The organism is Tengunoibacter tsumagoiensis, from assembly GCF_003967535.1.
Lineage (GTDB): Bacteria > Chloroflexota > Ktedonobacteria > Ktedonobacterales > Ktedonobacteraceae > Tengunoibacter > Tengunoibacter tsumagoiensis.
Genome location: NZ_BIFR01000001.1, coordinates 1,952,113 through 1,968,927, shown reverse-complemented (window position 1 = coordinate 1,968,927; position 16,815 = coordinate 1,952,113). Strand labels below are relative to the sequence as shown.

Genomic DNA, 16,815 nt, shown 5'->3' with positions numbered 1-16,815 from the left:
CGCGAGAATGGTCCTTTGTTAATGCAGAATGCGCTCAGGCGGGGTCTGCAAGAGGGCCAGTGCTCCAATCAAAGGAGCATTTTCGCCCAGAAGCGCTGACGTCAGGGTTAATCTCGCATTTAACAGGCGTTCGTCGATCTTTCGCTGGAGAAGAGGCAGGAGAAACTCGTTCTTCAAGGCAATGGAGCCACTGACGGCCACCAGTTCGACCCGTGTGAGATGAGCTAGATTAACCAGCCCGATGGCAAGTTTCTCACAATACTGCTCCCAGAAGCCATGATCCACGATCCGGGTCAGCTCATAGCCCAGGCGCTGCTCTAGCTGTCGCCCGCCAGTACACGTCTCCAAACAACCGATCTGACCACAGAGGCAGATCAGTGGATTACTATCCAGTACCTGATGCCCGATCTCAATCGAGATTGCCAGACCCGGCGATCCTAAGAAGATTGCTGCCCCTGTTCCGGTCGAAAGGGTCAGGTAGGCACAGCGTTCACTGGTCTGAAGAGCTCCAAAGTTTTTTTCGGCCAGCAGACCACAGACGGTATCATGCCCCAGCCGCACAGGACAGTGCCAGCGCTGCTCCAGGGTCTCCACCAGAGGCTGCCCAACATAGTCAGGTAGATTAGGAGCGACGGCGACAGAGCGTCCATCACGAGCCATCTGTCCCCCCAATGAAAGGCCTATCCCCGCTGGCTGACCAATCTGGACAAGAATAGAGTGAAGCGCCTCAAGCTGTAGCTCATACTTCGCCTGAGTGGGAAAACGTTCAACTATCGTAATCTCAGCCCGTTCAGAACTCTCAGCCGTAGCAATGCGCGTGGTTGTTCCTCCAACATCAATACAGATATAGTTCGTCATCATTTCCTCCATCAAAAAGATGTACAAAAAAAGAATGGTCAAAGTATCTACCTCTAGATAGAAGTCAGCACTGGATCAGCATGTTATACTAACTTAAAAATCAATGACGCATAATCCCCTGGTCTTTACCACTAAAAAAGGAGTATCCTTCAGATGGATGAGAGAGTACCACGTATTTCTAGCATGCAAAAAGGACGTATTACCAAATACCAGCCCTGCCCACAGATTCATCTCCCTGATCGCCAGTGGCCCTCACGAACGATCACCACTGCGCCTACCTGGTGTAGCGTTGATCTACGTGATGGCAATCAGGCGCTAGCCATTCCAATGGGAATAGATGAAAAACTAGCAATGTTTCAACTCCTTGTCCAACTGGGCTTTAAAGAGATTGAGGTGGGCTTCCCTTCGGCTTCACAGATCGAATTTGACTTTATCCGCCGCCTGATTGAAGAAAACCATATTCCTGAGGATGTTACGATCCAGGTTCTGGTTCAGGCTCGCGAGGAACTGATTCGTCGCACATTTGAGTCACTTCACGGAGCCCACAGAGCCATTGTCCATCTCTATAACTCGACCTCTCCGCTTCAACGACGCGTTGTATTTGGCCTGGATAAACCTGAGATTATAGCGATCGCCACGCGCGGTACCCAACTCGTCAAAGAGCTGCTTCCAACGCTCCCAGGCACAGAGGTCACCTTTGAATACTCGCCCGAGAGCTTCTCATTGACAGAGATTGAGTTTTCCCTGGAGATCTGCGAGGCCGTCGTGGATGTATGGCAACCAACACCAGAGCATAAAATTATCTTAAATCTGCCTGCTACCGTCGAGATCTCAACTCCTAACGTTCATGCCGACCAGATTGAATGGTTCTGTCGCCACTTGCGCAATCGTGAAACGGCCATTATTAGCCTCCATACTCATAACGATCGTGGAACCGGGGTAGCGGCCACAGAACTTGGCCTGCTGGCCGGGGCAGATCGCGTTGAAGGGACGCTGTTTGGCAATGGTGAACGCACAGGCAATGTTGATATCGTTACGCTCGCACTGAATATGTATACTCAAGGTGTAGATCCCTTCCTCGATTTTAGCGAGATCGATGCAGTTCGTGCCGTCTATGAAAAGTGTACACGGTTGGAAGTCCCCATTCGTCAGCCCTATGCTGGCGAGCTGGTCTTCACTGCCTTCTCTGGCTCCCATCAGGATGCAATCAACAAGGGGATGGCCGCTCAAGATCCTGAGCCGGGTGCGCTCTGGCAGATCCCTTATCTACCCATTGATCCCAAGGATCTGGGGCGTTCTTATGAAGCGATTATTCGTATCAATTCCCAATCTGGCAAAGGCGGTGTGGCATATGTTCTGGAGAGCGAATATGGCTATCAGCTCCCCAAAGCTATGCGCATAGAGTTCGGTAAAATCATCAACCGGCTGGCCGATGAAACAGGCGAAGAGATTCTTAACCGTCAGATTCTCGAGACCTTCGAGCACGAATATCTCAAGCCACGGGGCCCGTTCCAGATCCTGAGTTTCCGCACTGTTCAGGAAGTCGATCTCCTCAATCATGAGACCGTCGAATGTGTAGCCCGCGTAAGCCACGAGGGTCAGATTCATGAGCTCAGAGCCCGGGGGAATGGACCTATTGATGCCTTTACACGTGCACTCAATCAGACGAAGCTCGTGCAGTTTACTGTTCGCTCATACTCCGAACACGCTCTTAGTCAGGGAGCAGAGGCCAGAGCAGCAGCCTACATCGAGATTCAGAATGACAAAGGTGAGAGCTACTTTGGGGCCGCCACTGAGACGAATATTGAACTGACCTCGATTAAAGCCCTCGTCAGCGCCGTCAACCGCTCAGTCCGCGCAACCCGTAAAGAGACAGACAGTACCTATGACAAAATAAGCGTGTAAGGGTGGAAAGATTATTCCCCAGCGGTGACTGTCGTCCTGATCTGTGCCTCATGAGGCACAGATCAGGACGACAGTCACCGCTGGGGGCTCTCCCTCAACATCCATGACCAGCCTCACCAGTACAAGAAGAGATAATCGCAAAAAAAGAGAACAGGCTAACTTTCATTAACCTGTTCTTATGGCGTACCCGAGAGGGGTCGAACCTCCGGCCTACAGATCCGCAATCTGTCGCTCTATCCACTGAGCTACGGGTACTTACGCTACCGAACATGCTTTTACCCCCGACCTTCCAAGAAACCTCAGTCGGTATACTGGAATATGTTGCTTTGTTCGATGGATGTATCATACCAGAGAAAGCACTTTACGTCAAGCATATTCATGACCAATATTCTCTGCCGCCAGAAATCTGTCTCACTTTTGTCCTGGCTTTGTGATTGTCCACCAGGAGCAAAAATCATAACAAAAGAGGCACCTACTCGTTATGAGCAGGTGCCTCAACTGGCGTACCCGAGAGGGGTCGAACCTCCGGCCTACAGATCCGCAATCTGTCGCTCTATCCACTGAGCTACGGGTACTTACTTGTCGCCAGATAGTGGCGTCGTTTACGTGTTGTAAGATACCGTATTTTAGCGACTTTGTCAAGAGGTTTTACCACGCCACCCGTAAACTCGTGATTCTATGGGCTTACCAGTTCCAAATACAGGATCATCTTTTGCTAGAAAAACGTTACTGCTTTATGGTTTTCAAACACGATATCCACGAGTGGCAAATAATACCTTAAGAAAAAAACCTCCACGCCCTACAACTGTCTACTGTACAACTATACAGTATCAAAGAGAGTGGTCCGCACACCTTCGCTCTGATCAGGCCAGCCCTTCAATAATATCGCGAGCCCGATTCAAGGCCTCACGGCGCACATAATAGTAGGCCCACAATCCCTTCTTACGACAATCAACCAGGCCTGCATCGCGTAAAATACGCAGGTGGTGTGAGATTGTTGGCTGTTCAAGGGTAAAGCTCTCAACAATCTCAAAGACACACACCTCTCCCTCATGCCGGCTCAATAGACTCAGGATGCGCAAACGAGTAGGGTCAGCAAGCGCTTTAAGCAGACGAGCCTGGGAGACCGCATCCTCTTCGCTCAGGGTTGGAACAAACTTTGGCGCTATTCCCACCGCTGGCGCATTGAGTGCGGCGCTCTGACGATTGAGCATTCCCACTGAATTGGCTGGATTTGGCACTGGCGCTGCCCCTCGATTGACATTCCCCTGATTCATTGACGTCATTTTCTTCTCCTTCCATCCTCCCAACCGGATGTAAAACCTACAATAGATTCGTGACATATGGTATGTGTATACCTACAATTATTATAGAACTCAATCCAAATTATTCCACACAAACATATTACATCTACTTTTTTGAGCTCACATAGCACTCATCTTCCACTTTCCCTCTCCTTGTGTATTTGACAAAAAAAACAAGCTACCATCTCTTTTTGAGACGGTAGCCTGCTCTCCTGATAGAATGAGCTTTTAACGCTTCTCTTCATGACGTACAAGCAGATGTAACTCCTGTAGCTGCTTCTCTTCAACGGGTGAAGGAGCTCCCATTAGTAGATCTATTGCACTCTGTGTTTTGGGGAACGCAATGACTTCGCGAATGCTATCGGCATCGGCAAACAGCATTACCAGACGATCAACCCCCAAAGCAATACCACCGTGGGGAGGTGCACCATATTCGAAGGCCTCAAGCATATGACCAAACTGCTCTTGAATCTGCTCATTGTCCATTTTCATCAATGAGAAGACTTTATGCTGAAGGGCCGCTGTATTGATACGGACGCTACCACCGCCAATCTCAAAGCCGTTACAGATGATATCGTACTGCCTGGCGCGAATATGCAGTGGATCGCTATCCAGACGCTCAATATGGGCCTCATCCATACCTGAGAACGGATTGTGTTCGGCATCATAACGCTGCCCCTCTTCGTCATAGTGGAAGAGAGGGAAGTCAACGACCCAACACAGAGCCATCTCGTCTGGATCAATGAGCTTCAAACGCTCTCCCAACTTTGTACGGAGACGGAAGAGCACATCATTACAGACTTTGGCACTATCAGCAACAAAGAGCAACAGATCGCCAGCCTGACCTTCCAGGCGCTCAATAATCGCCTGCACCTCTTCAGCGCTCATAAACTTGGTCAAAGGCGATTTAATCTCGCCGCTGGCATTGATCGCCAATGAGACTAACCCTTTTGCTCCTAGCGTACGAGCAAATTCAGTCAGTTCATCAATCTCTTTACGGGTATAGCTCCCACCACCGGGGACACGAATCCCTTTGACCATCCCCTGAGCCGCCAGCGCGCTCTTAAAGACCCCAAAGGTACCTGCGGCGGCCAGATCTGTAATCTCGACAAGGGGAAGCCCAAAACGCAGATCAGGGTGATCTGTGCCGTAACGGCTCATGACATCATCAAAACTTAAACGTGGAAATGGGCGCTGCTTAATGCGCTTTTTCGTTGTTTTCTCGATCAAGGTGATTAACAGATCCTCAATCAGAGACATGACATCCTCTTCAGAGACAAAGGACATCTCTACGTCCAACTGAGTAAACTCTGGCTGGCGATCTGCTCGCTGATCTTCATCACGGAAGCAGCGGGCAATCTGAAAATAACGATCCAGACCTGCAACCATCAGCAACTGCTTTAACTGCTGAGGCGATTGCGGCAAAGCATAAAACTCACCTTCATAGAGACGACTGGGGACAAGATAGTCGCGCGCTCCCTCCGGTGTGCTCTTCATCAAGACAGGGGTCTCAACCTCTACAAATGCTCGCTCGTCTAGATAATCGCGCATGATCTTCACAATACGATGACGCAAGAGAATATTATTGCGCATACTCGGACGGCGCAGATCAAGATAACGATATTTCAAGCGCAGCGACTCATCAGCCTGCACATTATCGGTAATTGGGAAGGGAGTAGTGCGGGCGGCATTTAAGATCTCGATAGCCTCTGCCTGCAACTCAATCTTCCCTGTGCTCAGGTTGGGGTTCTCGTTCTCAACCGCACGACGAACGACACTGCCTTTGATCTGGACCACATACTCCGAACGGAGCTCTGTTGCCACTTTATGCGCCTCAGGCGAACGCTCAGGATCACAGACTACCTGTGTTAGACCATAACGATCGCGCAGATCCAAAAAAATCAGACCACCATGGTCGCGTCTACGATTAATCCAACCAGCCAGCACAACCTGCTTGCCAACCGCATCTGTATTTAATTCACCACACGTATGTGTACGATACTGCACCTCAAAACCCACGTGATTATCACTCCTTTAACAGTGTGCCCAGATACCAGTCTATTCCAGATACTGGTGCACCCAGGTACCCAGAATACGCCCTCTCTGGTCTGCGCCTTCTCTGGCAGATAGAATCTATGCACACGAGAACAATTTCTTCTCTCCTTCTCAGCGACCAGTAAAACGACAGGATAGGGAAACGGGATTGCATCTCAGCCAGAGGTGCAATCCCGTACATCTCTTGCTGAGAACAACAGAAGCCGGAATATCTTTCTCTTATTGTGGCACGTGCCGTCAATCCTTATGAACTACAGCTCTGGGTTGGATTTGTCTCCAACGAGCTCTGCATTGGCTTCTTTCCACCTGCCTGTGATAGCAGGATAAGATGTGTTCCACTTGCATCTATAAGCATGCTATTAACCTGCGTAATCGTCTGGGGTGAAGCATACTGTCGAACCAACCTGGCCCCTGGAATAGTCTCCGGAGTTTTGGTACTGGATGCCGTCGCCTGAGGAGTAACGGTGGCAGTCTGTGATGTTGGAGCTGCAATCGACACATTCGAGCCCTTTGGAAAGGTAAGGTCTATGACGCGATGATTGGTATTATCGACAACGTAAAGATGAGACTCGCCCCCGATAGATCCTCCAACGAGAAACGCCGAACCAGGGACCGTTGCTCCTGGTATCGTTAAAAATTGCGTTGACTGTGGAATAGGTGTCGCGATTGAAGTATTCCAGCTCAAGTTCTTCCCATCTACTCCAATCGGCACATTGATCGGGCTGCTCACAGGCACATTGACTGGTGCCGCACCCGGGTTCAACTGCAAGCTCTGCACGCTCCCATTGCTATACAACAAAAAGAGTTGTCTGTCCGGCTCAGCTGCTACACTCAACAGGTCTACAGAGGTTGAGATATTCATACGCTGAAGGGCATCGCCTGGCTTATCTGCCGCGTAGGTGAGTATCCAGGCCTGATTAGCAGTCGTTTTCGATGTGAGGATAAGATAGACATCGTTCTGTGAAACCGTCAAAAAGGCAGGTGACCACCCATTCTGTACCAGATCATTGGGAACCGACCATGTTCCTTGATCGTTTAATTTGCCGCCATCGCCTGCGCTATACATCTTCAACGTATAGTTAGAAGGCGCAGTGCCGGTCTGAGATAAACTAAAGAGGTGCTGGTTATCGCTGGCCGTCAGGACAATGTTGGTTATGGCAGCATTCATCAGTTTCTGCTGATCATCAACTCTGTACAGGATATGATCTGAACCAACCATATATGAGATGGCTTTATCTCCCTGCTGCAATTGCGCCAGCCCGCTTACAGTGGTGGCTGCGGTATTCGCATTCTCGATCTGGGTCGTTTGTGGTGAATTTCCACAGGGCAATGCAGAGATCAAACCCTGTGTATTGTAATCGCTTATGGTCTTTTTGAATGCACTTGTGAGATCATTCTGTCTCTGTGCAAGCAGATCGGATTGACCGCCGCTCAATGCATTGATCTGCACCGACCGCAACTCTTTTTGAGCATTCACCAGTTTTTGTAGTGCCTCTGTGGGGTTCTGCGTTGATTCTTGTTTGGCCTGCTCTATCTGCTTACCAGCATCACTCAAAAGTTGATCTGCCTGCGCCGGTAATCCTAGAAAATAAGAGATCCCACTCCCCACCAGGGCAACAATCAATACGATAAAGAGGGCCAGTGTTGGATAGAGAAGCCGTGAGCGCTTTCGACGCATTGGCAGGGCAGATTTTGACAGGGGAGCAGTAGTATTGGGATAGGAAGGTAATGGCCCTGTTCCGGGTATCTGAAAGAGCGCGCCTGGCACACGGGTATCAGCCCCTCGTGGTAGGCCAAGCGTCGAGGTGGGGACTTTTCCCAGGGGAGCGGTAGCTTCATCCACGCCGCCTCGTCCACCCGCCGTTACAGGATAGCGAGCATTCGTAAACTCGTTCCAGCCGATCTCCTGAACACGAACGACAATGGCAGTGATATTATCAGATCCGCCATTTTCATTGGCCCGCTCAACAAGATAATAGACGCTCTCCTGGGGAAGATATTGATTTACAATCGCTTGTAGATCATCTTCATTCACTAAACCAGAGAGTCCATCAGTACAGAGGATCAGGGAGTCACCTTCCTCAAGCATCTCTGTAAAAATATCGACGTCTACCTCGGATTGGGTCCCCAATGAACGGGTGATGACGTTGCGTTGCGCATGAGAGCGCGCCTGCTCTTTGGTCAACAAGCCAGCGCGGACCTGCTCTTCCACCCACGAATGATCTTGCGTAATCTGATGCACCTGCCCATTACGAATCATGTAGGCGCGGCTATCTCCTACATTGGCAATATAGGCCATATTGCCACGAAGGACTGCGGCCACACAGGTCGTTCCCATTCCACTACGTAGCACATTTTCAGCCGCACGTTGGTGAATGAGTGCATTTGCACGTCTGATCGCATTAATGAGAGAGGGAGGGACCTCTTGACTATCATCCTGATAGTAGACGTTGGTGACGGTGTCTACTGCGATCTCGCTCGCTACTTCCCCGGCTGCATGCCCCCCCATGCCATCAGCCACAATAAAGAGCGCCCCCTTTCGGGCCATAACCTGGCCATCCTTTGGGATGACATAGGCCATATTGTCTTCATTATGGGGACGTTTGCGGCCAACATCTGTTAGCTGTGCGACATCAAGCCGAAGTTGTTTGGACAACGCGCTTCTCTCCCGTATTCAGTAGCTGTTGATTTGTGCATACTGCCTCTAGGCAGGCACTAAAACTTTCGGCTATAATACACCGATGCAGAAAAAAACGCAACGCAATGCACATTTCCGTTGTTGCGATCTTCTCGCTCGCCTACGTACTTATGCCATTCACTGCACTTGAGTATACTCTTTCACATCTAGGCACGCAAGGGATTGCCTACGGTACTAGCACAGTTGGTTTAAGCCAGACGGAGGTAGCCCTATGATTCCATCAGCCTATCAGATGCTTTTGTCGGCAGTGGAGAGGCAGTGTCAATCTCCACCAACCATTTTCCAGCAGTTCCTTACTCACTATAATACTTTCCCACGGCAGAACTTACAAGAGGGGCTCCTGGCTTTAGCGTACCAATGTGGACTGAAGGCCCATCCCCAGGGGGTACGTTTTTCCAGATATTGCACGCTTCTCTCAACTACTGATGATCCTTTTCTTTCCAATACGCTTCTACTCGGTCTGACCTATCAAAACGAGCAGCCGGAATCTTTGCTTCCTCTCTTTGCTTCTCTTCTCACCATTTTATCCTATCAAGAGGTGGGAGAGGCACTCCCCTTTCCATTGACGTGGCTACTGTATGAGGCATCTTCAGATATGGTCGCTGCTCAGGCCATGCTTGATCCAGTAGAGCAGTTTGCTCAAGCCCTGGAGACATTCGGGGGGCTCTGTCCTAATGCTCAATCCTGCCTGTGGTTCACGCAAGATGTTGGTCTGCCACAGCCCGGTCCAACTCCCCTCCTGGCCCTTGGCTGTAAGGGCTCTCTTTCGCTGGAGGTACAGCTACAAACAGCGCAGCATGACCTGCCATTATCGTATGGGAATGTCCTACCCAATGCAGCCTGGCGTCTCCTCTGGGCTCTGAGTAGTCTGAAAGATGCACGTGAGGATATCCTGCTCGAAAATTTCTATGATGCTATCTCCATGCCCGCTGATGAGTTGATTGCGGAGCTGGCTCAGCTTCCACCTGCTATGGAGACGCTTCCGGCCTCATGGCAGATTCGCCATTGGTTGCTTGGTCTGCAAGCTTCCCGCCTGCATTATACGCACTTTCTTACTCCTGCTTGCACCATTACCAGCCTGCTCACTGATACTCCCTCCAATGGCAGCGAACAGATTCCGGCTCTGGCCAGGGCCCGGCTCCATTTTTGTCTGCTACCAGATCAAGATCCACTGACCGTTCTTCAGCAGACACAGCAACACTGGCAGGAACACGGTTTTACAGATCTCCAGATCAGTCGGCACTTCTCTTATGCGCCAGTACAGACGCCTCTACAGGCCTCTTTTGTCCAATCAGCGATCCAGGCGACGACTCAGGCCTATGGACAACGTCCCGCGCTTCTCCCATGGACGGCTGGACCATTTCCTCTCAGCAGGCTCAAAATGCCCGTTATTGTAGCGTTAATAGAAGAGAACGTTGTTGATGATGATCTTCCAGGGAGTAAACAGATCAGCGCACTTGCCAAACAGCTTGCCATTCTCATCTGGCAACTCGGGCATCCAAAAACAGTCTCATAACTCAATCTTATCTTCATTCATTGTTCAGGCGATATTGATAGCAGTCAATCAAGCCAATAGGGCCATCTACAGGTCATCTACTATGCCATACCAGGCGATAGAGAGTATACTGGATGGTGTGCACATACCTGGGCACTAATGGTAAAGAGGAAACGACATCTATCTTCAGTACGTTATACATGTGGACAGACACTTTCTCATCAATAAAGAAGTGAAGTCTGTTACCAGACAAAAATCAAAGACGTTATATAGCAATAGCGACCTGGGAAGACCAGTAACGTTATAGAATCGTCAGTACCAGTGAAGGTATTCGTACTGGAAGTCTCACGAGGAGAAGACGACTAGTATGCACATAGGCATCAATGCTCAGTTGTTATCCTACGAACAGAATTATCGCAATGGCGGTGTCAGCCGCTATATCCGCTATCTGCTGACGGCACTGCCAGAACAATTGAGTGCTCATCCAGATAAACATCACTATACAGTCTTTGTGAATGGGCAAGAGGTTATCGAACGCCTGCCCACTCATCCTCAGATTGTGTATGTCTCTGCTGCGTGGCCGCAAGAAAAACCGGCTCTGCGGGTGGCCTGGGAGCAGTTTACGCTCCCTTCACTGCTCAAACAGAGGCAGATCGATGTACTCCATTCGCCTGTCAATGTGCGACCAGAATTTTTACCTGCCGACTGTGCATCGGTTATTACCTTACATGATCTTGCATTCTTACGTTTTCCTCATGTGCTCACACGAGCAAAACGTTTCTATCATAAAACGTTTACTGTTCGTAGTCTTCGGCAAGCTACGCTGCTGATCACGGTCTCAGAGAGCACCCGACAGGATGCACACGATCTGGTGGGTATTCCTCTGGAGCAGATGCAGACTATTTATCCTTGCATTGATACCCGTTTCTCTCCATCCACTTCTGAGCAAGAGCTTCAGGAGTTCCGCGCTCGCCATAATCTGACTGATGGATTTATTTTATATCTTGGAACCTTAGAACCGCGCAAAAATATTCCTGCTCTGCTTGATGCCTACGCTCAATTGCGACGAAACTATACGCTTAAAACAAAATTGGTGCTGGCTGGTGGCAAAGGCTGGCTCTATGATGAAATCTTTGCCAGGGTTCAGGCGCTGGGCCTGACATCTGAAGTACTTTTTCCCGGCTTTGTGCAAGATGATGAGCAGGCCCTCTGGTATCAGGCTGCCGGGGCTTTTGTGTTCCCTTCTCTGTATGAAGGCTTTGGTATTCCTGTAGCAGAAGCCCTGGCCTGTGGCACTCCTGTTGTGACATCGAATAGCTCTAGTTTACCAGAGGCGGGAGCAGGGCTGGCCCTCTGCGTCGATCCAGACCAGCCAGCCGCTCTTACTGAAGCGCTGTATCAGGCTCTCACAGATACAGTGCTCCGCCAGCGATGTCAGGAGCAGGCTATGGAGGTAGCACAAAAATTCTCGGCTCAAAGGATGGCTGCTCAGACTATCACCGCTTATGAACATGCCGCTCATCTCCATACATCCAGGGGAGGGGCTCACTATCGTATATCGTCTGTTCAATAATGAAGAGATAGTATAAAAATGGCTCGAATTGTAAATCAGACTGAAGGATCTCCTTCACCGCATGTAAATCCCGGGACAGGAGCATACGAGATGATCAGCGGGGCAACCGGACCTATTACGAAAGCGATCTCCCGCCGACGCTCAAATCGACGACAGTGGCGTATCTTTGAATGCATCTTTATGCTCATCCTGGATGCTATCTTGATTAGTGCCGCCGTCTCTTTGGCGTATTGGGTACGCTTTTATCTTTTGTTGAATAGCCCGGTTGTAAGGGCGCTTCAACATCATTTGTTGGGAAATACCCCTAAGCCACTCCCACCGCCAGACCCTCAGCAACTCTACCCTATGGCGGTCAGTATGGTGATTGGACTGATTGTTATTTTCGCAACACGAAAGCTCTACTATATCCGCCTGACGGGGAGCTGGTTTCATCAGGCCTGGATCATTTTGAACTCAACGACGATTGGAATCGCTCTTCTCATCGCCTACTACTTTGCATTCCAGAATTCAAATCAGTTAGATCAGAGCACAACGTTTCCTAATTCTCGTCTGCTGGTGCCTTTTGTGTGGGTCTCGGTGATTGTTATTCTTTGCCTGGGTCGCTTGATCATTTCAGGGGTCATGGGCATGCTCTATCGCCTTGGATTGGGCGAGACCCGTGTGCTGGTTGTCGGTTCTGGCCGCCTGGGCAAGATGATTATGCAGCATATTGCAGCCAATCCCAACCTGGGCTTTTCTATCGTTGGTTTCCTGCATGATATGAATGAGCCACCTAGCGATTTTGGCCGCTTTAAAATGTTGGGAACGATCGATGATCTTGGCCTTGCCATCCGTTCAATGCAGGTTGATGAGGTGATTATTGCCTTACCATCCAATATGAATCAGCATGCGGTGCGAAGTGTAAAGATGTGCGAACGCCTTGGCACGACCTTTAAGTTGATTCCTGATCTGTATGAGCTTAGCCTCTCACGCATTGATATGGAGACGATCGAGGGCATTCCTCTGATCGGTATCCGTCAGGTCTCCCTCAATACTGCTCAAAGGATCGTGACCCGCGTGGTAGATATCACTGTGGCCACGGCTGCCCTGGTGCTTGGCTCTCCACTCTGGTTACTGATTGCGCTGATCATTAAGGTTACATCGCCTGGCCCGATTGTGTTCAAACAGACGCGCGTTGGACTCAATGGCCAGCATTTTGGGATCTATAAGTTCCGCTCAATGTATCAAGATGCTGAGCAGCGCAAAATGCAATTGCAAACACAGAATGAGGCTCAGGGACCACTGTTCAAGATGAAATCCGATCCTCGCCGCACGCCATTCGGGGCATTTATTCGTCGCACCAGCCTGGATGAGATCCCACAGATCATCAATATCATCAAGGGTGAGATGAGTCTGGTTGGACCCCGCCCCCCTGTTCCTCGTGAGGTTGCACAATATGAAGAATGGCAGAAAGGTCGCCTGGCCATTAAACCCGGCCTGACCGGCCTCTGGCAGGTTCGTGGTCGTAGCGATATCAGTTTTGATGAAGGAGTCCTGATGGATCTCTACTATATCGAGAACTGGTCGTTACGGCTCTACTTCCAGATTCTTCTACGCACCATTCCAGCTGTTCTCTTTAGCCGTGGAGCCTATTAGGTAGAGCTTACTTCGTGGAGGGCAGAGGCGAGGATATGAGGAGATAGATAGGAGATCGAGCGATGAAAGTAGCCTTAGTTCATGATTACTTAAACCAGATGGGAGGGGCCGAGCGGGTGGTGCTGGCCCTCCATGAGCTGTTTCCAGATGCACCGCTGTATACATCAATCTATGATCCACAACGGGTTGACCCAGCGTTTCGGAAGATTGATATCAGAACATCCTTTATGCAGAAGCTCCCTATGGTTACAAAACACCATCAGCCCTATCTGCCTTTCTATCCGTTTGCCATGGAAAACCTTGATCTGCGGGGCTATGATCTGGTCCTGAGTAGTTCCAGTGCCTTTGGCAAAGGTGTTATCACCCGCCCTGGCACGATGCATATCTGCTATTGCCATACCCCCATGCGCTGGTGCTGGAACTATGAGGAGTATGTAGAACGCGAACAACTGGGCAAGCTCTCACGCTCGATCCTCCCATTTTTGATCTCTGGTCTACGCGTCTGGGATCAGACAAGCGCGATGCGGGTCGATCATTTTATTGCCAATTCACCAATTGTCGCTGAGCGCATTCAAAAATATTATCGGCGCGAGGCAGTCTATATTCCACCACCCGTCGAGGCCAATCGTTTCCCATTTGATCCAACGGTTGTGCCAGGCGATTATTTCTTGATTCTGAGCCGACTTGTCCCCTATAAACGTGTCGATCTGGCAATCCAGGCCTGCAATCAACTTCAGTTGCCTCTCGTGATCATTGGCGGTGGACGCGATCTCGAACGTCTACAAAAATTAGCCGGGCCAACTATTCGCTTTCTGGGAAAATTATCCGATGCTGAGGTGGTACAATACCTGACCCATTGCCGGGCCTTTCTCTTTCCAGGGGAGGAAGATTTTGGGATTACGCCGCTGGAGGCTCAAGCATGTGGCCGCCCTGTGATTGCCTATGGGCAGGGGGGAGCCCTGGCCTCGGTTGTGGAGGGAAGCACCGGAACCTTTTTTCATCAACAGACAGCAGAGAGCCTGGCCGAGGTCCTGGCACGCTTTGACGAACGAGCCTTTGATCCACAGGCTATTCGCAATCATGCTCTGGAGTTCGATACTCCTCGCTTCCAGCGCCGCATGCTCCAATTTATTGAGGCCAGGATGAATGGATCTCATGAGGAGATGGCTGAGACCCAGAAACGGACCGCCATCCCACGCCATTAGTACGAGATGATTATTTTGTTGATGATTATGTTGTTATAGCACGATAGCGATTATTTTTTCTTCATGACAACAAGCTATCCCTGCAAGAAAGGGTTTTACACGTGGAACTACGCGCCTATGGGCAGATTCTCAGGCGGCGACTCTGGGTTATTCTCCTGGTCGTTGCAGTGGTAAGCATCTATGCTGGCTACCTTTATTATTCCTCACATAAGCTCCTCGGCGAATTCAAAACGTATCGCTCCAGCATTGTCTTACGCGTTGGCCTTCAGGCTGCTCCAGCCACTACTACTGCCACTTATGCAGACTATATAACCGTCAATGAGGCACTGGCTGAGGAGTTTGCGACAGGCCCTATTCTCAACTCTGAGGATTTTGGAAAGTTGATTGTCCAACAATTAAGGGATGATCATACGCAAATTACCGCCCTCTATGGCTCACAGGCAGACCTGGGAGATTGGCAGAACGCCAGGGCAATTGCAGGAGCGCTCTCAGCCTCTCGAACACATGGGCTGGTGACGATTCAGGTCAATTGGAATGCACAGGTCGGTGCATGGGCAATTGCTCATGCAGTTGGAGAGGTCAGCCACGATCAGATCTCTCATTATCTCGACTATGAGGTGCGCTCTAACAGTGATCAGTCCACCTCTCCTCTCGCAGCAGCTCAGGTCGTTACTGATGCCAGCGAGCCCACAGCAACTCTGGGAGCTCAGACAAAGACGCTCCTTCCATTACTCTTGCTTGTCGTTGGCCTGATCGTTGGGATTGCACTGGCCTTCCTGGTTGAATATCTGGACGATCGTATCTATCAGGCTGAAGAAGTGGCTCAACTGCTAGAGCTACCCATCTATGGTCGCATCCCACCAGCCCCAAAGACGACAGGTAAGACATCACTATCTCGCAGCTAAACCGTATGGACTTCAGGGAGAGACCCCACAGAGATCAGCCCTTCCAGTTGGGAAGGCTGGTCTCTTTGAGAACCTTCCTCTTCTGGTCGTTCCATTCGCACCCCTGGCATCAACCCCACCAGAAAATCAGACCGGTTGACAGCCAAAAGACAAGCCATTGCTGACAGCCAAAAGATAAGCTATTGTTGACAGCCAAAAGATAAGCTATTGTTGACAGCCAAAAGATAAGCTATTGTTGACAGCCAAAAAATAAGCCATTGCTGACAGCCAAAAGATAAGCTATTGTTGACAGCCAAAAAATAAGCCATTATAGTAGAAAGAGTCCTGCGACGAGATGTTAGCAGCAAAGGTTTTACTGAGTTAAAAAAGGAAAACACCTCCTCTTTTCTCACCTTTCTGCTCATTTGTTGCGGACAAGCAATAAGGAGCTTTTCCGTGAGGAAACAGACACCAGAGCCTGTCGCTTTATTAACTGATTATGCTGCCACCACAGCCTATAGCACAGCCTTTGCGACAGCCTTCGCCAATATTCGTTTCAATTGGGATCAAGAGCAGCATCAACAACTCAGTCTCTTGCTCACCACTCCAACCGATTATACTCAACGTGCAACTGCCGTAGCCAATATTGCCATTGCCGCAGCGCAGACTGGCACGCCTACCTTGCTAGTTGATGCTGATTTCACAACGGCCTGTTTGCCGCAGAGCTTTGGTCTGGCTACTACTGCCGGCTTAAGCGACCTCTTACAGATAGATGATCTCACTGCAAACCAGACGCAGATACAGATAAGTCAGGCTATTACGAAGACTTCTATACCTCACCTTTTTCTGCTGGGCGCAGGCTCAGGAACGCAGCCACTTTATGAGACGAGTCGCCTTCTCACTGCCACGTTTTCTCAACTGCTGCCGGGCCTTCGTCACTTTCTGGCGACAACAACGACACAACCTGGACTAATTATTTTTAATAGCGCACCAGTGCTTACTCAGATCGATGCAGCAACTATTAGTGCTTGCGTTGATCAAACATTCCTGCTATTAGCCTCTGGTCAGACAACGCGCAAACAGTCCCGGCTCGCTCGGGAACAGCTCGAACGTGCTCATGCTCATCTTACAGGCGTGATCCTGCTCGATGCCTGATGACATTGTTTGCTGAACATATGCTGATCAAAAAATGGAAGCGTGCAG

11 protein-coding genes and 2 tRNA genes are annotated in these 16,815 nt (G+C 50.0%); 7 read left to right on the top strand and 6 right to left on the bottom strand.

The features are described 5' to 3' along the window. Positions 1-18: 18 nt before the first annotated feature. Positions 19-861, bottom strand: coding sequence for an ROK family protein (locus tag EL628_RS07655; protein ID WP_161975333.1), 843 nt, complete (start codon positions 859-861; stop codon positions 19-21). Between the two features lie 180 nt (positions 862-1,041). On the opposite strand from EL628_RS07655, the gene leuA reads away from it, so the two are divergent. Next, the gene (leuA, locus tag EL628_RS07650) at positions 1,042-2,763 is read left to right on the top strand and encodes a 2-isopropylmalate synthase (RefSeq protein ID WP_126581900.1); all 1,722 of its coding nucleotides are present in this window, start codon (positions 1,042-1,044) and stop codon (positions 2,761-2,763) included. Positions 2,764-2,942: 179 nt separating this feature from the next. Here the strand turns inward: leuA and EL628_RS07645 are convergent. The 5 genes from EL628_RS07645 to EL628_RS07625 form a co-directional block, all read right to left on the bottom strand. Further along, positions 2,943-3,018: transfer RNA gene (locus tag EL628_RS07645), tRNA-Arg, on the bottom strand. A gap of 244 nt (positions 3,019-3,262) precedes the next feature. Next, a tRNA-Arg gene (locus EL628_RS07640) sits at positions 3,263-3,338 on the bottom strand. Between the two features lie 288 nt (positions 3,339-3,626). Continuing rightward, positions 3,627-4,049: an ArsR/SmtB family transcription factor gene (locus EL628_RS07635; RefSeq protein ID WP_218028886.1), complete on the bottom strand. Its 423-nt coding sequence runs from the start codon at positions 4,047-4,049 to the stop codon at positions 3,627-3,629. Positions 4,050-4,295: 246 nt separating this feature from the next. Beyond that, positions 4,296-6,086, bottom strand: coding sequence for an aspartate--tRNA ligase (gene aspS, locus EL628_RS07630; protein ID WP_126579364.1), 1,791 nt, complete (start codon positions 6,084-6,086; stop codon positions 4,296-4,298). Positions 6,087-6,366: 280 nt separating this feature from the next. After that, positions 6,367-8,778: a Stp1/IreP family PP2C-type Ser/Thr phosphatase gene (locus EL628_RS07625; protein WP_126579363.1), complete on the bottom strand. Its 2,412-nt coding sequence runs from the start codon at positions 8,776-8,778 to the stop codon at positions 6,367-6,369. A 253-nt stretch (positions 8,779-9,031) separates the two neighbouring features. Between EL628_RS07625 and EL628_RS07620 the strand changes: the two genes are divergently transcribed. The 6 genes from EL628_RS07620 to EL628_RS07595 all read left to right on the top strand — a co-directional run bounded on the left by EL628_RS07620 (position 9,032) and on the right by EL628_RS07595 (position 16,767). Beyond that, positions 9,032-10,336 carry a zinc-binding metallopeptidase family protein gene (locus tag EL628_RS07620; protein WP_126579362.1) on the top strand — a complete coding sequence of 435 codons (1,305 nt, stop codon included), beginning with the start codon at positions 9,032-9,034 and terminating at the stop codon, positions 10,334-10,336. A gap of 346 nt (positions 10,337-10,682) precedes the next feature. Further along, positions 10,683-11,888, top strand: coding sequence for a glycosyltransferase family 4 protein (locus tag EL628_RS07615; RefSeq protein ID WP_126579361.1), 1,206 nt, complete (start codon positions 10,683-10,685; stop codon positions 11,886-11,888). 18 nt (positions 11,889-11,906) lie between these two features. After that, on the top strand, positions 11,907-13,523 hold the full coding sequence (locus EL628_RS07610) for a sugar transferase (RefSeq protein ID WP_126579360.1): 1,617 nt from the start codon (positions 11,907-11,909) through the stop codon (positions 13,521-13,523). 62 nt (positions 13,524-13,585) lie between these two features. Then, complete coding sequence (locus tag EL628_RS07605; protein ID WP_126579359.1) at positions 13,586-14,728, top strand: glycosyltransferase; 1,143 nt, start codon at positions 13,586-13,588, stop codon at positions 14,726-14,728. Between the two features lie 101 nt (positions 14,729-14,829). Beyond that, positions 14,830-15,633, top strand: a complete 804-nt coding sequence (locus tag EL628_RS07600) for a YveK family protein (protein ID WP_126579358.1) — start codon at positions 14,830-14,832, stop codon at positions 15,631-15,633. A 435-nt stretch (positions 15,634-16,068) separates the two neighbouring features. Next, on the top strand, positions 16,069-16,767 hold the full coding sequence (locus EL628_RS07595; protein ID WP_126579357.1) for a P-loop NTPase family protein: 699 nt from the start codon (positions 16,069-16,071) through the stop codon (positions 16,765-16,767). Positions 16,768-16,815 lie beyond the last annotated feature (48 nt).

Bases quoted from the DNA above. Each gene is read 5' to 3' on its own strand.
- leuA (WP_126581900.1), top strand. From the start codon at position 1,042: ATGCAAAAAGGACGTATTACCAAATACCAGCCCTGCCCACAGATTCAT.
- EL628_RS07605 (WP_126579359.1), top strand. From the start codon at position 13,586: ATGAAAGTAGCCTTAGTTCATGATTACTTAAACCAGATGGGAGGGGCC.
- EL628_RS07620 (WP_126579362.1), top strand. From the start codon at position 9,032: ATGATTCCATCAGCCTATCAGATGCTTTTGTCGGCAGTGGAGAGGCAG.
- EL628_RS07635 (WP_218028886.1), bottom strand. From the start codon at position 4,049: ATGACGTCAATGAATCAGGGGAATGTCAATCGAGGGGCAGCGCCAGTG.
- EL628_RS07655 (WP_161975333.1), bottom strand. From the start codon at position 861: ATGATGACGAACTATATCTGTATTGATGTTGGAGGAACAACCACGCGC.
- EL628_RS07610 (WP_126579360.1), top strand. From the start codon at position 11,907: ATGGCTCGAATTGTAAATCAGACTGAAGGATCTCCTTCACCGCATGTA.
- EL628_RS07615 (WP_126579361.1), top strand. From the start codon at position 10,683: ATGCACATAGGCATCAATGCTCAGTTGTTATCCTACGAACAGAATTAT.